Source organism: Thermoleptolyngbya sp. PKUAC-SCTB121, assembly GCF_016919485.1.
In the GTDB taxonomy this organism is placed as follows: domain Bacteria; phylum Cyanobacteriota; class Cyanobacteriia; order Elainellales; family Elainellaceae; genus Thermoleptolyngbya; species Thermoleptolyngbya sichuanensis.
This window is the reverse complement of record NZ_CP070366.1, coordinates 660,472-678,485: the sequence shown is the minus strand read 5'-3', so window position 1 is coordinate 678,485 and position 18,014 is coordinate 660,472. Positions and strand designations below refer to the sequence as shown.

Here is an 18,014-nt window from a genome sequence, read left to right as displayed (position 1 = left end):
TGGGGGCTGATCCAAGACAGCATTGCGCGATCCGCAGGGATGAGACAATCGATCCAATCGTGAATCAACCTGGGTTTAATCTGAGTTCAATCGTGAATCAATCTGGGTTCAATCTGGGTTCAATCTGGGTTCAATCTGGGTTCGATCTGAGTTCAACCTGGGTTCAACATCGGAGGGCGATAGGTCTGGCGAGAGCCGCCAGCGAAACTGCCAAACTATGCACTGCGCCTGTCGCCGTCGGGTGCAGCGGCCTGGAGCCAGCACCGCAAAGGCACGACTGAGCAGCGCCCACTGGGGCGATCGCCCGGCTGCCCTTGCCGCCGCCACCGCCGGATACTCCAGCCGAATGGTCAGTACGCCAATGTGACCGATGCCGAGGGGCGATCGCTCCACCAGTTCTAGGGCGATCGCCGCTGGCCCGTCTCTCCCAGACATCGCTCCCCGCAGCAGATGCGTCAACATCGACAGCAGCAGCGACACCCGCAGCGTCGGCTCCACTGGCCACCTCGACGGTAAACACAGCAGCAGCCCCGACAGCCCCTCCTCCTGCGCCCACGCCTGAAGCGCCAGCGGCAGGCTGGTTTCCAGATACGGCGGCGAGAGTTCATCGCTCAACCGCACCAGTTGCCCTACCAATTGCCCATTTAACTGCGTCACTTGGGCCATCCAGGCGGGCTGCTCGGTCAGGGGGTTGCTCAGAGCCTCCGAGTTCCTTTCCGAGTTCATTTCCAAGTTCATTTCCAACTGTCGCCGCATAACGAAGGTATTCTGCAAAGGGCCGTTGCGAACCTGCTCCGCCTCGCGACAAAGCCAGTGGTGCTGCTGCTCAAACCACCACCGCAAGGCTCGCTGCGTTTGCCAATGAAACACTGCCAGCCAAACCAGGAAACCGATCAACAGCACAGAAATCACAAAGGAACCCGGAATCGCAAACGCGAAATAGTGGCTTAAGAACTGAACCGCTCAAGTTGGGCTGGGGTGGGACACTTCCCAAACTGGAACTGCATCACACCCGAACTATATCGGAGCGACCCAGCCCTAGGGCTGAAGTTTTTGCTCAAAGGATTTGCTGAAACCTGAAAACTTGCTTGCACTTTTCTGCAATGGCCCCAGGGGAGAACCGCTAAAACTGCTGAATTTAATGAACTTTTTAGATGCGTTTCACCCAAAAGCAGGATGGTAGACTACAGGCAACTTTTGCTCTCCGAAAAGCGTCTATGCGTCCCCCATCCCGCCCCCAGTCCCAACGCCCTACTTGGTTTAGTCCACCCCAGGGAACTGTCACAGCCTTTGCCCTCGCGGCGGCCCTGGGCCTGCTGACCATGCCGTCTGCTGCCCAAGCGCAGGCAATTCTTGAAGATGGCACGCTGGGGGCAGAAAGCTCCGTAGTGACGCGGGACGTGCTGATTCAGGGCATTTTGAGCGATCGCATCGATGGCGGGGCCCGGCGCGGCGCAAACCTGTTTCACAGCTTTGAACAGTTCAACATCGACGCGGGGCGCGGCGCGTATTTCGCCAATCCCGCCGGGGTGGAAGCCATCTTTAGCCGCGTCACCGGGGGCAACCCCTCCAACATTTTGGGACGGCTGGGCGTGTTGGGCAGCGCCGACCTGTATTTCCTCAATCCCAACGGCATCCTGTTTGGCCCCGCCGCCAGCCTCGACCTCCAGGGGTCTTTCCTGGCCACCACCGCCAGTGGCTTCCAGTTTGGCAATTTGGGACGCTTCAGCGCCACTGCCCCCGAAGTTCCGTCGGCGTTGCTGACCATCGATCCTTCGGCGCTATTTTTCAATCAGGTGGCCGCAGGAACTATCGTCAACCGCTCCGTCACGCCTGTTGCTCCAGGCAACCCGTTTTTGGTGGGGCTGCGGGTTCCCAATGGGCAAAGCCTGACGCTGCTGGGGGGCGACGTGCAGGTCGAAGGGGGACGGTTGAGCGCCTTTGGCGGCCGCATCGACATTGGCGCAGTGGCGGCGGGCGGCACGGCGCAACTAAACCCTAACGGGAGCCTGGTGATTCCCGACGGGCTGGCGCGGGGTGACGTGACCTTTACTAACGGCGCAATTGTGGACGTGCTGCTGGGGGACAAGGGCGATATCAACGTCACCGCCCGAAACATCTCGCTGCTGGGCGATAGCGAGTTGCAGGCGGGCATCGCATCTACCTTCGGCGCAGAGGGCAGCCAAGCGGGCGACCTCCGGCTGAATGCAACGGGCACAGTGCGAATCGCAGAAGACAGCCTTGTGAGAAACCGCGTGAATGAAAACGCGATTGGCAACGCGGGCAATGTGGAAATTGTGGCCAATCAACTGGAACTGCTAGACACGGCCCAGATCAGCACCAGTACCCTGGGGCAGGGCAATGCGGGGAGCGTGATTCTGACGGTGGGCGATCGCATCTTACTCGATGGCGGCGATATCTTTAGCCGCGTGGGAGAAGAAACCCTAGCCCTAGACGACAGCATTCAGCTTCAGGGCGGCAATATTCAAATCACCACGGGGTCTTTGGTGCTGATCAACGGAGCGCAACTGCTCGCCAACACCGAAGGGCAGGGCAGCGCAGGCAGCATTCTGATCCGCGCCCGCGAAGACGTGACGTTTCAAGGCCGCAGCCCTACTGATACCTCGCTGCCATCCGCCGCCTTTGTGCGCGTTGATGAAGGAGCCAGAGGACGCGGCGGCAATATCGACATCCAAGCCCGCAATCTGTTTGTGCTGGACGGGGCGCGGCTTTTTGCGGGCACACTGGGGACGGGCGATTCGGGCAATATCCTGATCAACGCCACAAATCAGGTGCGCTTCGCTGGAACTGGGGCTGGCGGACAGACCACCGTGGCGTTTACCAATGTTGAAGAGGGCGGCATCGGCCGGGGCGGCAACATCAGCATTACCGCCGAAACCGTGAACCTCGCCGATGGAGCGCAACTGATCGCCAGCACAGATGGGCAGGGCGATGCAGGCAGCATCACGATTCGGGCGGCGGGCGATGTCACCTTTCGCGGACGTAGCCCAAATGGTGTATTGCCAACCGCCGCCTCTAGCCGCGTGGGAGAAGATGGACAGGGTAATGGCGGCAATATCGACATCCAAGCCCGCAACCTGTTTGTGCTGGACGGGGCGCGGCTGTTTGCAGGCACGCTCGGAAGGGGCGATTCGGGCGACATTATCATCAATGCCACCGGGCGAGTGCGATTTGCCGGAAATAGCGCCAACGGACAAAACAGCGTTGCCTTTACCAATGTTGAAACTGACAGCTTTGGGCGGGGCGGCAATATTAGCATTACGGCTGAAGCAGTAGAATTCCTAGATGGCGCGCAACTCGTCGCCAGTACAGAAGGGCAGGGCGACGCAGGCAGCGTTACGATTCGGGCGGCGGGCGATGTCACCTTTCGAGGGCGTAGCGCCAACAACCAATTCCACAGCGCGATCTTTAGCCGAATCGGCGCAGGCGGCAGGGGTCAGGGCGGCAATATCGATATCCGCAGCCGTAACTTATTCGTGCTGGACGGAGCGCGGCTGTTTTCGGGTACGTTAGGCCAGGGCAATTCGGGCGATATCATCATCAATGCCACCGGGCGAGTGCGATTTGCCGGAACCAGTCCCACTGGACAAACCAGCGTAGTATTCGCCAATACAGAGGGAAACGCAGTAGGCGATGGAGGCAACATCAGCCTGACCGCCAACGTGCTAGAGATGGCTGATGGGGCGCAACTGGTCGCCAGCACGAGCGCTGAAGGAAATGCGGGAGACGTGGTGATTCGAGTGGGCGATCGCATCTTACTCGATGGTAAGGACACGTCCATTTTCACCCGTATCAATGCAGAAACCCTGGCGCTAGACGACCGCATCCAGCTTCGCGGCGGCACCATTGACATTGAAACAGGGTCACTGTCGGTGCTAAACGGCGCACAGCTTTTGTCCAATACCAACGGTCAGGGCGATGCGGGAGATGTTTTGATTCGCGCAAGTGGGGATGTGCTGTTTCAGGGACTCAGCGCAGACCAGCAGTTGACCAGCGCCATCTTTAGCCGCGTTGACAACGGTGCGACCGGAAATGGTGGCAGCATTTACATTCAAGCCCGCAACCTGTTTGTGCTGGACGGGGCACGGCTATTTTCGGGCACGCTGGGCAAGGGCAACTCCGGAGACATCACGATCAACGCTACGGGTCAGGTGCGCTTTGCTGGAACCGGCCCCAATGGACAGGTCAGCGTTGCCTTTAGCAACGTTGAAGGGAATGCAGTCGGAAACGGCGGCGACATCAGCATTACCGCCAATCGGTTGGAACTGGCTGATGGGGTGCAATTCGTCGCCAGCACTCGCGCACGGGGCAATGCGGGAGCTGTGATTCTTCGAGTGGGCGATCGCATCTTTCTCTCAGGCACAGGCACAGGTATCTTCAGCAATGTAGAAACTGGTGGAATCGGGCAAGGCGGCAGGGTCAACATCAGAACCGGATCGCTGGCCATCACCCGTGGGGCCCAACTGGTGGCCAATACCCGCGGAGGGGGCAATGCAGGCGACATTCGGGTGATCGCAACAGGCAATGTCCGGCTGGCAGGATTGACCAACCAAACGGGTCGCTCCAGCGGATTGTTCACAAATGCTCAGCAGGGCGCACAGGGGCGCGGCGGCGAAATTTTCATTCGAGCTAACCGTCTGCGAATTCTAAATGGGGCCGTGATCTATGCGCTCAGCGAAAACAACCGTCGCGGTGGCAGCATTCGCCTATCGGTCAACGAGTTTGAGGCGACGGGCGGCGGCCAGGTGATTGCCAGCGCGTTGCGGCGAGGGCAGGCGGGCAGCGTTACCCTGGAGGGCGGCGACATTCTGTTTTCGGGCAGCGATTCAACGGTGGGCGATCGCCGCGAAAAATTTGGCACTGCGGTCGCCAACGTAGCCGATGGGCAGAGCGGGCTATTTGCCGACACCCGGCTCAACTCCAGAGGACGCGGCGGCAACATCACCCTGCGCGGCAACAGCTTGCAGGTGTTGGACAGCGCCACCATTTCTGCCCAAACCGCAGGGCAGGGAGATGCAGGCGATATCAACATCGCAATTCGCGGCGGCACGCGGTTGAACAATGGCAATATCACTGCCGCAGGACGGTTTGCCGCAGGCGGCAGCATCACGCTGAGTACTAGCAGCCTGAACCTAACCGACAACGCCGCCATTACCGCAGAAAATACGGGAGGGCGCACGGCGGGGAACATCACGCTGACCGTGGGCGATCGCACCTTTCTGACCAACAGCAACATCACCGCCGCCAGCCGCCGAGACGCAGGCGGGAACATCACGCTGAACACGGGCAGCCTGTTCCTCAACGAACGCGCCACCATCACTGCCGCCAGCAGCGGGCGCGGCACAGCAGGCAACATTCGCATCAACACGGGCGATCGCCTGGAAATGTCCGACGGCGACATCACCACCCGCGCCCCCCGCTCCTCCGGCGGCAATATCGAAATCAACACAGGCAGTCGGTCAACCCGCAGCCTCATGGTGCTGGAGGGCGACAGCGACATTACCACCAATAGCCGGGGCGACGGCGGCAACATCACCATCGGCGGCGCGGGCGTGGTCGCCTTCGACGACAGCGACATTATTAGTCGAGCAGCCGAGGGGCGTGGCGGCAACATCACGCTCCCGCCCTTTTTCAGCGAGACGAATCCCCCCGGTAGCGCAGATGACTTTGACGGCAACGACCAGGTAGACCTAAACGCCTCAGGACAAACCGCCCCCGGGCAAATCATCACTCCCGATACCAGCAGCGTCCAAAATAGCCTCACGCCGCTAGCAGATGCCTCGATAGACGAGGGGCGACTGCTGGCCAGTAGCTGCGTGGTGCGCGATCGCCAATCGGGTCGCTTCGTCATTACGGGGTCTGGCGGCTTGCCCTACGCACCGGGGGATGCGTCGCTGTCGCCCTTCCCAACCGGAGACGTGCAGCCGCTACCCGAAACGACCCCAGAGCCATTGCCCCAGAGCCGTTCCTGGCAGCCCGGCGACCCCACTATCGAACCGCAGGGCGTGTATGAATTAACCGACGGGCGGCTGGTGCTGAGCCGAGAATGTGACTCTGAGACAACCCTCTAACGTGAGCCGCAGACCCCGTCTCAAGAGAGCGGCGCAATCACAATCGGCAAAACGGGCGGCTCCGGCTCCATTGGCGAAAGCGTGGGGCGGACATGAATCAGCGGCGGCTTGATCAGCCGCACAGCAGGGCCCGGCTGCACGGGTTCGTCGCCCCCGTATCCCACGCTGGTAAAGCAGATCGTCGGGTCTTCAGGAAAGTAGCAGAACGGCACCACCACACCGCCCAAATCCGCCGCGCTGCCAGGGTTCGGCTGCACCTGGGTTTCGGTGGTGGGGGGAACTTCTGCGGCGCTGGCCCGCTGGGCAAACGACCCGCCCAACACGCCAAAGATTCCAAAGATCATCGTACCGACTGTCAACGTGATGACGGTCCAATCAAACACGGAACGCTCAAATTCGGGAACCGGGGACAGCGGAAAGGCGACATTACGAATAGCATTCTGAACCGATTTAGGAACAGATGTGAGGGCGAGTATGGCAGTCATGGGTGAATGTCCTCTTCTGGATTGATCAGGGGGGCGCACAATCAGACCGGAACAGATTTAGCAATTAAGCGCGATCGCCATGACGCTTTATTTTGTGGCTCGTGTTGCGACCTTGCTTCGATGCTTACTAGCCTACCGAGATGGAACCGAAAAGTCACTACGCTTTTACGCCGACTCAAGAGGTAAAACTGGTCTTTGAATCTGCATTTTTAGGATTTAGAACTTGCGCTTTTGTGCAACTTACTTTGCTGCATAGGGCTGAGTGAGCGTTACTGATTGCCAACCAGGCACTACCAGTCGCTTTCTCGGTGTCCAGAAGTCAATAGCTGTGGATATAGGCGCTTTAGCCAGCCACGCATCAGCTCAACAGCATAGGTATAATACCCATCCGTATCTGTAATGATGCCACATTTTTGTAATGCTGAAAGAATCGGCTGGAGGCTCGAAACACTCAGCCCGGTTTTGTCTGAAATCTCTGAGATAGAGAGTGGGCGATCGCACAAGCAAAGCAGTACTTTAGATTGATGATCAGGCTGGCTACTTCCTACCTGTCGCCAAATTCCCATAAAATAAGCATCTCCATCTCGATAGAAACTTGAGGAATTGATCACCATTTCTAGATCCTGAAGTGTTATTTTTTTTATTTCGTATAGCACCTTGCTCAAATACCACCCGATTGAAGCAAGTAACTAACGTATGTCCTAGAAGTTGCACAAGGTAAGGCTGTCCATTCGTAAGGGTAAAAATTTTCTGAATAACTGCTAGTTCATATTCCAACTCGAAATCAGGAGAGGGTTGCATTCAGAAGTGTTGAATTGAGACATAAAACTTTACATTCAACCCTACGAAGCTCCTACGAGTGTCTCTGGCAGCAGATCGTAGCTCCAATGGACAATCGAACAACGACGACTCAATTCAAGTTGCAAATAGCGCAACTTATCTAGTAATTGATGACCATAAAACTCTGGAATTTCTATCAATTGCAGAATCAGATAGGCAATCAACACCATGTAGATTTGAATGGTGACTCCATTGACACTCTTAGAGATTAGTTTATCTAGCTTCAAGTGCATCTTTAGAAACTTCCACAGCACTTCTATCTGCCACCGATGGCGATAGACTTCACTAATCTCTTCATTCGTCATCAGTTCTACATTGGTCGCCAGCCGAAACTCCGTTTGGCTCTCTAAGTCACAAAACCAAACCACTCGATATCGCTCATGCTCAAACTCGGTCTTCATCGTGTTCTTAAGGCGGACAACAAAGCGAGTCTGATCCTGGCTTAATTGGTCAAGGAAATCCCAACTGGCAAAGCCTCTATCCATGACGCCGATGGCATCTTCAGGAATCATTCCTGTCACTCTGTCAGCAAATTTTGCGTCATGTCCTTGACCAAAATGAATCAGGCATTCACTGGGATTACCTTGCGTTAAGTTGACTCCATTAAGCAATTTGACTTGATGATAGCCTTGCATCCAGAACAACTTGCTTGTCAATGTGATGACCGTTGAATCAATGGGAAACAGCATCTGTGCTGTCGCTGGATTTTTTTGTTTTAGCTGTCTTATGAGCTCAGCGTAGATGCGACAAAAGTGTTCATCCTGTCGAGTCTTGCAGGCTTTAGAAAAGGTGGAAATATCAACCTTGATTCCTGCTTTGTTGAGACGATAAAACAGGCTTCTCATGCTCGTTAAACCCTGGTCTAAAACGAAGGTCAACCAGATTTCAAAGAATAAGCGAGAGTTCAAAACAGGATAGTTATGTGGGCACAACTGCTTGAGTATCGGTTTGACAAGCGCAGGAAATGACACTAGCATCTTAAACATTGTTTTTGTTTGCTGGGGGCTAGAATACAATATTCTGCCCCCATTTTTTGTATGTTGAGCTATCTTTCAACACTTCTGGGTTGCATTATTATATTAATTGCTGCACTGCTGAAAACGAGAGAGGCCCTACTGGAATAGCAGTTACACTACTAAAAAGCGGACACCAGTAGTCTTGCCGCATTTCATCAAGGGTATGCAGTCCAGCAAAGGCCATAATAAACCACGGATAGGTTTGAATTAGCCCTCGCCAAAAGGTGATTAATCGTTGTTCTACCACATTGGCTTCAATAAGCTGTTCTAACAACTCAAACTCATCAACCGTGATAATAAATCGCCTGCCAGCTCGAACAGAATCAAGATGCTTAAGAAACCGTAGAAAAGATTGATAAGGATTATTCTGCATGAACTGAGAAAGCTGGGGTTCCTGGAATGTAACAGTTAAGGGTGGAGGCAGCCTATCGTACATTTCTATGGCAAGCGCATAGAGCAATTCGTGAGTATTATTGACGATGCCCATGACCTGCAAATTGAAGTCGACGATGACAGCGCGATCGCCCAAAATAGCTTCAAGGTTGTGCAAAATTGACGATTTTCCCATGCGCCGCTGCCCATACAACACCACAGACGGCACCTGTTGACTAGGCAACCAGAGTTCTTCGAGCCGACGCATAATGTCCTCACGACCCACGAAAAGGCTACCTGTCACTGGGTTGCCGATGACATAGGGATTAGGGATTGGCTGAATAAGCTGGGCATTGCCAATTTCTCCACTGGCTATGCAAACAAGATGCTGCCAGTGATGAATCACTTGCCGCAAAAGGATTCGCTCAGGCGTAATAACGTGTGCGTCGAGCTTTTCTTCTAGCAAGTTGAGCGTGTTGGTTGTTCGCAGCAAGGCCGCCTGTTGATTAACCCGGCTGGTTTGCTCAGATGTGTAGATGTCGATTGCAATCGTTTGCAATTGATGCAAAATCTCTAGTGCGGGTGGATTAAGCGCATCTTTTTTGCGGAGAAAGCGGAGATCTGTATGAGAGACTGTCTCTGCAAGAGGCGCAAGGCGATCGCCCTTGAGAAAAATATGAATAACATCAAACATCTGACAGATTTCTGCACCGCCGGGATAGGAGTCAAGCTGAGCTGCGATCGCCTGGATTTCAGCAATCTGCCGCAATGAAAGCTTTTGCTGGGATATTTCTGCAAGCTGCAACTGGAATAAGATCCTAGCCCATTCGGTTAGCGGGGTCTGGCTATTGTTTCGCAAACAGCGGCTGATCTGATAAATCAGATGCTCAAACAAGCGGCTGCTGGGATCAGTAGTGCAGTTGACCCAGCGATCGTGTAATTCCCCTAAAAGAACATAGTTGATTGCTGGAATATGCAGCCAGCCGTGATGACTGAGCGGCGCAAAAACGTATGCATGGCTTGCTGGGTGAGTCAGTAAGCCATGCAGCTCATGAAGTGGGCTAGGGTGATGGATAAGATAATGTTTTAGTGCAGACTGTGCAACCCAACGCTGAAAAGGATTGCAGGCTATATAACAAAGCTGTATCACACCATGATCAAAATCTTGCTGTATCTGCTGCAAAAGTTGCTGTCGCGACCCAGGAAGATAAATAACTAGCAGCTCATCCCATGCAGCAAGATTGCATTTTTGAGGGCAGCACCCTGCCCAAACTAACTCGATAATATAAAACGGCAAGCGTAGTGAGCAGGAGATGGCGATCGCCCCCGTCAGCAGACCGACAGCCGGAGTGGACGAAAACCCAACCGCAACCCCCACGGCCGCTGAAATAATAACGCTGCTAAAAATCCCCTTTACCAGACTAACCGCAGCCCCGCCAGTCGCGATCGCCACCAACCCAAACACAAATCCAAATACGATACCTGTATGCTCAGCGGCAATGTCAATTGCCGATAGGGCAACGATCAGCACGCTAAACACCATGCCAACGATCAGGCTTCCAGTGCTTCCTAACACCAGCCCCACAATGCCCCCCGCTACGCCACCGATCGTCACACCGACCATAATTCCAATAGCCAGCCCAAAGGACAACGCAAAGGACGCAATAACCCCAGGTTGTGTTTCTACATTTAGCCAGGGTAAGCTCTGCGAAATGCCAAGGATGACGCAGAATAAAATACTATTCATAATGCCGCTAGCAACGCCAACCACTGTGCTTGCCATCAGTCCTCTGGCAATACTGACCACAGTTCCAAGCACGCCTAGAAATAAGATAAAAAATAAGCTTCCTACGGCTGCTCCGGCGATCGCCCCACCTATGGCCCAAAATAGACCAACAGAATGCTGCAAGTGCCAGCCCGCGAGCCACAATAAAGGTAGCCCCAGCCCCAGTCCAAAACATAGACTCAGGATAGGAATCATGCAGTAAAGATTCCGATACGGCGAAAGCTGAGTTGTGCGAAAGATGGTCTGAAGCCCTGGTTCAGCCTTATAGATTGCAGGATTAATGTGATAGAAATATTCCTTCAACCGAGTTGGGCGAAAATAAACCCAATACAGTAGCCAGAGATAGTGTTGCCCTCGCAACAGGCTAAGGCAGCGAGTCCGCCTCGAAGCCCAGGAGCATTGGGAATCTACAGAAAACTGTGGCATTGTGGTCAATTCAGGCTTCCAACAACTGACGGTACAGGTCTGACGCACTCTCTTGTAGACGCGCAGGATGCCCCCCGCTCTGGGCAATTAGCTGGTGGATTTGGGCAGGCGTGAACTGGATTGGGCCATTTTGCAAACGGTGCATGATAAAAGATTGGGCGATCGCAGGCGAAAATGGCTCTACTTGAATAGTCTGGCAAATGCCTGCCAGTGGGGAGGTTTGCTCTGGTGAGTCGGGAAACAACTGGCTCAGGGGCAAGCGACTGGCGGTGACGAGTGTTAAGGGGGCGATCGCCCCATCTGCCAGCCCCCACAGTTCTGTCCGCTCGCGCCCGCTAAAGTCGTCGGAATGGCTCATCCGCTCGACCTCATCCAGACACAAGATATGGTGTGTATCTTTCAGCTTGCGACGCAGCGCATAGCCCCGGCAGGGCGGCTCGATGCCCAGTTCCTGACACAGCGCTTCAAAAAATTCAGCTTCATCTCGAATCGACTGCATATTGAGCTGCACAAAAGCGGTGGGCGGTAGCTGAAGCTTTGCCGGCCCCTTGGCACAAATCATCGCCAGCAAAGAAGACTTTCCTATCCGCGACTCACCGACCAGCGACACACTGACCCCATGATGCAACGCTTCAAAGACCTGCCTGAGAATCTCATATCGGTCAAAGAATCGAGAGGGGTCGGTGATACAGCCGCGATCGCCAAATGGATTGGTAGGTAAGTTAATTGACTTTTTTTGAAGGGATAAGTCTGGGGAGAGAGCCGCTTGAGCAGGTTCGGGCGGGCGATGCCCCAGCCGCTCTGACAAGCGCACTAGCGCCATCTGAAACGTAGACTTCTGAACTTTTACGCCATCTCCAAGCGCCTGAGAAAAACATTTCCACAGCCGCGAACCTGCATCTTTCACCGTCTTAAAAGCCCAGCCGTCTGTCATTTGCTCGTAGCTTTTGCCCTTAAACGACTCTTGCAGCACATAGCGCTCCAAATCGCTTAGCGGTCGTTTGAGTTCTTGCCGAACAACAGCATCCGCAACCCTGATCAACTCATCCAGATCCATAGGTTCACACCACACAGTGTATCGCCGGACTCGGTACGTTTAGTCGATTTTTCAAAACTATACGGCTTTTCACGACTTTTTGCGGCTTATACCGACCTCGTTATTTTGCAGTCACGACTTTATCGCCCTGACAGTCTCAGTCCCTTGCCACACAATTCAATGCGAATAGCAGTTAGAGGGCGATCGCGCATCACTCGTCCCATAAGCAAAGGTATTTATATACCTGACGCACCAAGCTTATCTATTTTCAGGTGTATTAAATTCATGGAACCTGTGTACTATCTATTACTTTTGTTTGATCTTTTGATGAATTTACAGCACATTTTCGTTTTTAACTTTAACAAATCGGGAATCTTGAGTAAGCGATCGCCTTTGTTTCAAAATTCATTTTAGATCTGTCGAAATCCTTGCCCAGCAAAGGTTTAGCAGATCTGATCAGAGTACAGGCGATTGCCTTCAACCTCACGAGAGGGGTGCATCCCAGTCTTACAAGACTCAGGATGAGAATTGACCATTGAGATAAGCGCAGCGATGGCGAAGGACTTGTGGAACGTTGTCTTCCTTCCACTGAGCGCCTGAAATTTTCACCCGCCTACCAATTTGCTTGATAGTCGACTCCACGGCACCCGAGCCAATTGAAATCCCCTCAGCTTGGTAGTAGCTGTAGTTAACGATACGGAGCCGATGCTTAGCCAGATAGCCGATAAACTGGTCTACCCGCTCATGGGACCAGTCGTCGAATAGCCTAACCGCCCCATCCACATCCCCTTGCCACAAGCAGGCTTCGACGGCATCAAGACGCTGTTGAGACCCACCCACGTTACCCAAATTCTCCATCAGGTGGTACCAGTCCAAGATCTCAAGGCGCTCGCTGCGATGCCCGATCTGTGAAAACAGGTTCCAGATGCCGTCGTGACCATCCCCAAGACAAACGAGGGGATGCGCTAAGGGCTGCTGGTTGAGCCAGTTGACCAAGCTGTCGTTGTCTTTGTAGAAGGCGCTAATGCTGCACTGATGCAGGTTTACCCCCTTGTAATCGCGCCACTGGCAGGGCTGCCCCTGAGGAGTCCGCAGACGGACTTTGCCCCCGTCTAAGCTCATTTCCTTAACCCCGCTGTCCACCGCTGGTGGCTCTAGGTCTTGACGATGCACCAGCCGTTGCTGGGTACTCCCTGACACGCACACCCCGGTGAGCACAGCGATATCGTCGGCAGCTCGCGCATAGGCTTCGTTGGCACTCAGCAGCAAGCAGCACGTCTCAACCTGAGGACTCCACTGGGTGCGGGCCTTGACCTTAAGCCGCTGGCTCTGGCGCTGACTCAGACTTAAGCGTCCGACGATACTCTGGATGTGCCGCTTTCGCCCAGAGCTTGTGCCGCTGCTTGTGCAGATAAAAAATTTCCGATCTCAGGCCCCACATACTCCAGTAGGTGGTCACGAACGGCGACTTCGATCCCGGCCAATGTTTTGACTTGTTCAGGGTCTGTCTCGTCGTAAAGCAACTCCGCTAACGCCAGTGCATGGGCTTTGATTTGGGCTTCCTTGGTGGCATCCATCGCTTCAACTATCCTTAGAGCAACTGCTCTGAGCCTACGGCGTCTGCCCTTAATCTGCACTAAGCACTTCTACTCATTGCATAACTGGGATGCACCCCACGAGAGCGATTCCCGTGCCAAACGAACCCCGACTCGCGACCTTTGTTTCCTGCTGCAAAGAACACTTTGCTCAGGGTGACGAGAAAAGTGAATCCCAATCGTTTTTGAACGAATTCTTTAGAGCCTTTGGATACGAAAGTGCCAAACACGCCGGAGCCGAGTTTGAATATCGGGTAGATCGTGGCGGCGAAAAAGGGCACAAGGGCTATGCGGATCTCGTGTGGAAGCCACGCCTATTGGTCGAGATGAAATCCAGGGGCGCGAACCTCAAGCACCACTACGACCAGCTTGAACGCTACTGGATGAGGCTTGCGCCAAAACCCAAATACTCAATCCTGAGCAACTTTGATGAGTTCTGGATCTTTGACTTCAACAACCAAGTTGATGCTCCGGTTGATGTCGTCAGGCTAGAGGAATTGCCCAATCGGGCAAGTGCCTTTGGCTTCATGTATCCAGATGAGAAGCCGCCCGTCTTTCAAAACAATCAGGTCGAGATCACAGAGCGCAACGCTCAACTGATGGGGCAACTCTATCGAGACCTGAGCAACAGAGCCAAAAAGACAAACCATCTTGACTTTGATGAACAGGCAGCCCAGCGGTTTGTGTTGCAGTGCGTTTTGGCGATGTTTGCCGAAGACCGGGGCTTATTGCCTTGCGATATGTTTGTTTCGTGCCTAGAGGACTGCATTCAGCGCAAAGGCAGTTCCTACGACATCCTGGGTGGCTTGTTCAACGCGATGAACCAACGGGGCATCGTTCCGGCGGGTCGCTATCGCGGCGTTGACTATTTCAACGGTGGGCTATTCGCCAAAATCCACTCGATTGAGCTTAGCCCAGAAGATCTCAAGCTTTTGGAAGACTGCGCCAAACAACGATGGGATCTGGTTCGTCCTTCCATCTTTGGCAGCATCTTTGAATCTGCGATTGACCCGGTAAAACGCCATGCCCACGGGGTACATTTCACCTCCGAAGCTGACATTCGGCAAATCGTCATCCCGACCATCACGGAACCGTGGGAAGACCTAATTGCTGAAGCCAACACCAAAAAAGAGCTAAACATCCTGCATCGCAAGCTGAGAGATTACAAAGTGCTGGATGCCGCCTGTGGGGCGGGAAACTTCCTGTATGTGGCGTATCAGGAACTTAAGAAAATAGAACTGCGGCTATTGGACAAGCTCAGTCGCTACCAAACGGCTGACGATAAGCAGCTTTCCATCAGCTTCGTAACGCCAAACCAATTCTACGGGATGGACATCAACCCATTTGCCATAGAGCTGGCACGAGTCACCATGATGATCGCCCGCAAGATCGCGATTGACCATCTGGAGCTGATTGAACCCTGGTTGACTGACAAAAGTTACCTGAAATCTGCTGAACAGCTTGTGGTGCGGTAGTTTCAGGGATTGGAGGAAGAAGTGGGGAGCCAGCGTTCTAAGCTTAGATACCACTCAAAAGCGTAGATGCTGTGAAAAAAACTCCCCCCTCTACAATGCCTTGAACGCTTGGCTGGGTCAATCGGTGCCCTGGGCTCATCGTAGCCATCTGACGACCTGCCTGTGGATGGTGGTGGCTTTGCTCCAGCGCGGAGAAATCAACCTGACTCGCTGGCTGCCCTATGTGCCGTGTCGAGGGGTGCAGGCACAAAGCAAACAACGACGGCTAAGCCGCTGGCTGCACAACAGTCGCCTGAACGTCCATCGCCTGTACAAGCCCCTGATTCAAGCGGCATTAGCCCATTGGGATGAGGATTGTTTGTACCTGAGCTTGGACACCTCGCTGTTTTGGGATGAGTATTGCTTGATTCGCCTAGCGGTGGTGCATCGAGGCCGGGCGTTGCCTGTGGTCTGGCGGGTGCTCCAGCACCGCAGTGCGTCCGTCGCCTTCAGTGACTACCGGGAGATGCTCCACCAAGCCGCCCATCGCTTGCCGGCGGGGGTAAAAGTGGTCGTCTTAGCCGACCGGGGCTTCATTCACACCGAGGCCATGAGCGCCATAACCGCTGAACTCGGGTGGCACTACCGCATCCGCATCAAGCGGAATACTTGGATTTGGCGGGCGGGCCATGGATGGTGTCAATTGAAGGACATTCACCTTCAGCGCGGGGAGGCTCTCTGTTGGCACACCGTGAAGCTCCACAAAGGCGAGTGGTACGGGCCAGTGCATATCGCCTTTGGTCATAACAGCCTCAACGGCGAGTTTTGGACCATCGTCAGCGATGAACCCACCCACCTGCGCACCTTCGAGGAATACGGCTTGCGCTTCGACATTGAGGAGGCGTTTCTCGATGACCAATCCAACGGCTGGAATCTCCAGAAATCTGAAATTCGCTCCCTCTGCGCCCTATCCCGGCTTTGGTTCCTTTTGGCCGTCGCGACGCTCTACGTCACCGCTCAAGGTCTCGAGGTCGTCGCAACAGGCAAACGGCGATGGGTTGACCCCCATTGGTTTCGTGGCAATAGCTACTTCCGCATTGGATGGGATTGGCTGAAAGCCGCCCTAGAGAACGGGTGGCCACTCATCCGTCATGTCTGTTTCACTCATAACCGCGATCCTGAACCCGCGATGGCATCTCGCAAACAGCATGAGCAACGCACCTATCGAATCGAATTCAAAGTACACACGTACTGCTGTGTCGCCGATTAGTTTTGTCAGTCAACCAGCGTGAAATCTTTATCTCCTAACTTTTTAAGCAGGTTTAAGTAAGTGGACACCAATAAACATAACATCAAGAACCCTGCACTGCCCGCACAGTGCGCGGTGCAGGGTTTGGAATCTGATTTTTAATTTAGTCTACCTACTTAGAACTTTTTCCAGGACTTTAGCGTTTCGCCAAAGCCCGTATAAACCCGTATAAAGGCGATTATCTCGATATAAACGTCTAGCAGGCTGGCAAATTGCGTGAGTTTTCGGAGTTAGCCGCTGCCCTTCTCCACCCACACTAAGAGAGCGCTGGTTTATGTGTCTTGATTTGCGCGTCTCAAGTTGGTTGCTGAAGGCGAAGCCGTATGCTGTTGCTTAATTTTTTGCTACTGGGTCTTGCGGGGCTGCTGCTGGTGCCCGTACTGGTACTGTTTGTGGAATGTGCGATGGCGCTACTGCCGCTGCCTGCGCCTAGAATGCGCGGACGCAGAGTGCATCCCCGAACGACGGTGCTGATGCCTGCTCACAACGAAGCGGCGGGCATTGGCGCGGCGATCGCCACGATTTTGCCGCAGCTCCAGGCGGGCGATCGCCTGCTGGTGGTAGCCGACAACTGCACCGACGATACCGCCGCTGTAGCCTTTGCGGCTGGCGCTGAGGTGATTGAGCGGCGCGATCCCGATCGTCGTGGCAAGGGCTATGCGCTGGATTTTGGGCTGCGCCACCTTGCCAAAAACCCGCCAGAAGTGGTGGTAATGGCCGATGCAGACTGCTGGATGAACGCTGGCGCACTGTCCGATATCGCCAGCCTATCAGCGGCAACCCATCGCCCGGTGCAGGCAGTTTATTTGATGGAAACGCCGCCCCGCCCCAGTGCCGCCAGCGCTGTGTCCTCCCTGGCGTTTCTGGTAAAAAATCAGGTGCGCCTGCTGGGGCTATCCCGCCTGGGGCTACCATCGCTGCTGACGGGCACGGGCATGGCCTTTCCCTGGGACGTGATTCGGCAGGTGTCCCTGGCCAGCGGCAATATTGTGGAAGATATGCAGCTTGGGCTGGACTTGGCGATCGCCGGCCATCCGCCCCTGTTTTGCGCCACCGCCTACGTGATGGGGCTGTTGCCCGCCCGCCGAACCGCCGCCGACCAGCAGCGCACCCGCTGGGAGCATGGCCATCTGCACACACTGATGACTCAAGTTCCCCGACTGCTGCGGCAAGCGCTGCGGCAAGGGCGTATTGACCTGCTGGCGATCGCCCTTGATCTGGCCGTGCCGCCCCTATCGCTGCTGGTGATGCTGTGGGCAATGACTTTGGGTCTGGCGGCGATCGCCCTGCCGCTGGGTGCCTCTCCCCTGCCTGCGGCGCTGCTGCTGGCCCAGGGCTGCCTGCTGCTGGGCGCGCTCTCCGGCGCATGGGTTCGCTTTGGCACAGCGCTGATCCCCGCCCATGCGCTGCTGAGCATTCCGCTCTACGTGCTTCGCAAGATTCCCCGCTACTTCGGCTTCTTCACAAACCGTCAAACCCAGTGGATTCGGACAGAGCGAGAGCCAGAGGTTGGGAGCTAGGAGGGGTGGAGGGGGAAAGAGAGAAGAGAGAAGAACGGAGAGGGAAGAACGAAGAACGAAGAACGAAGAGGGAAGAGCGAAGG

The 18,014-nt window shown here is 54.7% G+C and carries 11 protein-coding genes; 4 read left to right on the top strand and 7 right to left on the bottom strand.

Annotated elements, in window-relative coordinates:
* Positions 1-108: 108 nt before the first annotated feature.
* Positions 109-912: a hypothetical protein gene (locus JTM80_RS02795; RefSeq protein WP_205370559.1), complete on the bottom strand. Its 804-nt coding sequence runs from the start codon at positions 910-912 to the stop codon at positions 109-111.
* Positions 913-1,217: 305 nt separating this feature from the next.
* Between JTM80_RS02795 and JTM80_RS02790 the strand changes: the two genes are divergently transcribed.
* Positions 1,218-6,092, top strand: coding sequence for a filamentous hemagglutinin N-terminal domain-containing protein (locus JTM80_RS02790; protein ID WP_205370558.1), 4,875 nt, complete (start codon positions 1,218-1,220; stop codon positions 6,090-6,092).
* A gap of 20 nt (positions 6,093-6,112) precedes the next feature.
* Here the strand turns inward: JTM80_RS02790 and JTM80_RS02785 are convergent, their stop codons facing one another.
* The 6 genes from JTM80_RS02785 to JTM80_RS02760 form a co-directional block, all read right to left on the bottom strand.
* Positions 6,113-6,577, bottom strand: a complete 465-nt coding sequence (locus JTM80_RS02785) for a hypothetical protein (protein ID WP_172354064.1) — start codon at positions 6,575-6,577, stop codon at positions 6,113-6,115.
* Positions 6,578-6,867: 290 nt separating this feature from the next.
* Positions 6,868-7,191, bottom strand: coding sequence for an ArsR family transcriptional regulator (locus JTM80_RS02780; RefSeq protein WP_205370557.1), 324 nt, complete (start codon positions 7,189-7,191; stop codon positions 6,868-6,870).
* A gap of 228 nt (positions 7,192-7,419) precedes the next feature.
* The gene (locus tag JTM80_RS02775; protein WP_205371237.1) at positions 7,420-8,394 is read right to left on the bottom strand and encodes a transposase; all 975 of its coding nucleotides are present in this window, start codon (positions 8,392-8,394) and stop codon (positions 7,420-7,422) included.
* A 97-nt stretch (positions 8,395-8,491) separates the two neighbouring features.
* Positions 8,492-10,714, bottom strand: coding sequence for an ATP-binding protein (locus JTM80_RS02770; RefSeq protein WP_205370556.1), 2,223 nt, complete (start codon positions 10,712-10,714; stop codon positions 8,492-8,494).
* 313 nt (positions 10,715-11,027) lie between these two features.
* Entirely contained in the window at positions 11,028-12,089 is a 1,062-nt protein-coding gene (locus JTM80_RS02765; protein WP_172354061.1) for a hypothetical protein, read from the bottom strand.
* 480 nt (positions 12,090-12,569) lie between these two features.
* Positions 12,570-13,630 (bottom strand): ISKra4 family transposase gene (locus JTM80_RS02760; RefSeq protein ID WP_172353248.1). Its coding sequence is split into 2 segments (ribosomal slippage): positions 12,570-13,474 and positions 13,474-13,630, totalling 1,062 coding nucleotides; the frame shifts between segments, so codons are not numbered across the junction.
* 113 nt (positions 13,631-13,743) lie between these two features.
* Between JTM80_RS02760 and JTM80_RS02755 the strand changes: the two genes are divergently transcribed.
* From JTM80_RS02755 to JTM80_RS02745, 3 genes are all read left to right on the top strand, one after another.
* Positions 13,744-15,123, top strand: coding sequence for a type IIL restriction-modification enzyme MmeI (locus tag JTM80_RS02755; RefSeq protein WP_205370555.1), 1,380 nt, complete (start codon positions 13,744-13,746; stop codon positions 15,121-15,123).
* A gap of 124 nt (positions 15,124-15,247) precedes the next feature.
* A complete protein-coding gene (locus JTM80_RS02750) occupies positions 15,248-16,372 on the top strand; it encodes a transposase (protein ID WP_225906655.1) in 1,125 nt (374 codons plus the stop codon).
* A 362-nt stretch (positions 16,373-16,734) separates the two neighbouring features.
* Positions 16,735-17,931: a glycosyltransferase gene (locus tag JTM80_RS02745; protein WP_205370553.1), complete on the top strand. Its 1,197-nt coding sequence runs from the start codon at positions 16,735-16,737 to the stop codon at positions 17,929-17,931.
* Positions 17,932-18,014: the final 83 nt, after the last annotated feature.

Bases quoted from the DNA above. Each gene is read 5' to 3' on its own strand.
- JTM80_RS02790 (WP_205370558.1), top strand. From the start codon at position 1,218: ATGCGTCCCCCATCCCGCCCCCAGTCCCAACGCCCTACTTGGTTTAGT.
- JTM80_RS02785 (WP_172354064.1), bottom strand. From the start codon at position 6,577: ATGACTGCCATACTCGCCCTCACATCTGTTCCTAAATCGGTTCAGAAT.
- JTM80_RS02780 (WP_205370557.1), bottom strand. From the start codon at position 7,191: ATGGTGATCAATTCCTCAAGTTTCTATCGAGATGGAGATGCTTATTTT.
- JTM80_RS02775 (WP_205371237.1), bottom strand. From the start codon at position 8,394: ATGCTAGTGTCATTTCCTGCGCTTGTCAAACCGATACTCAAGCAGTTG.
- JTM80_RS02745 (WP_205370553.1), top strand. From the start codon at position 16,735: ATGCTGTTGCTTAATTTTTTGCTACTGGGTCTTGCGGGGCTGCTGCTG.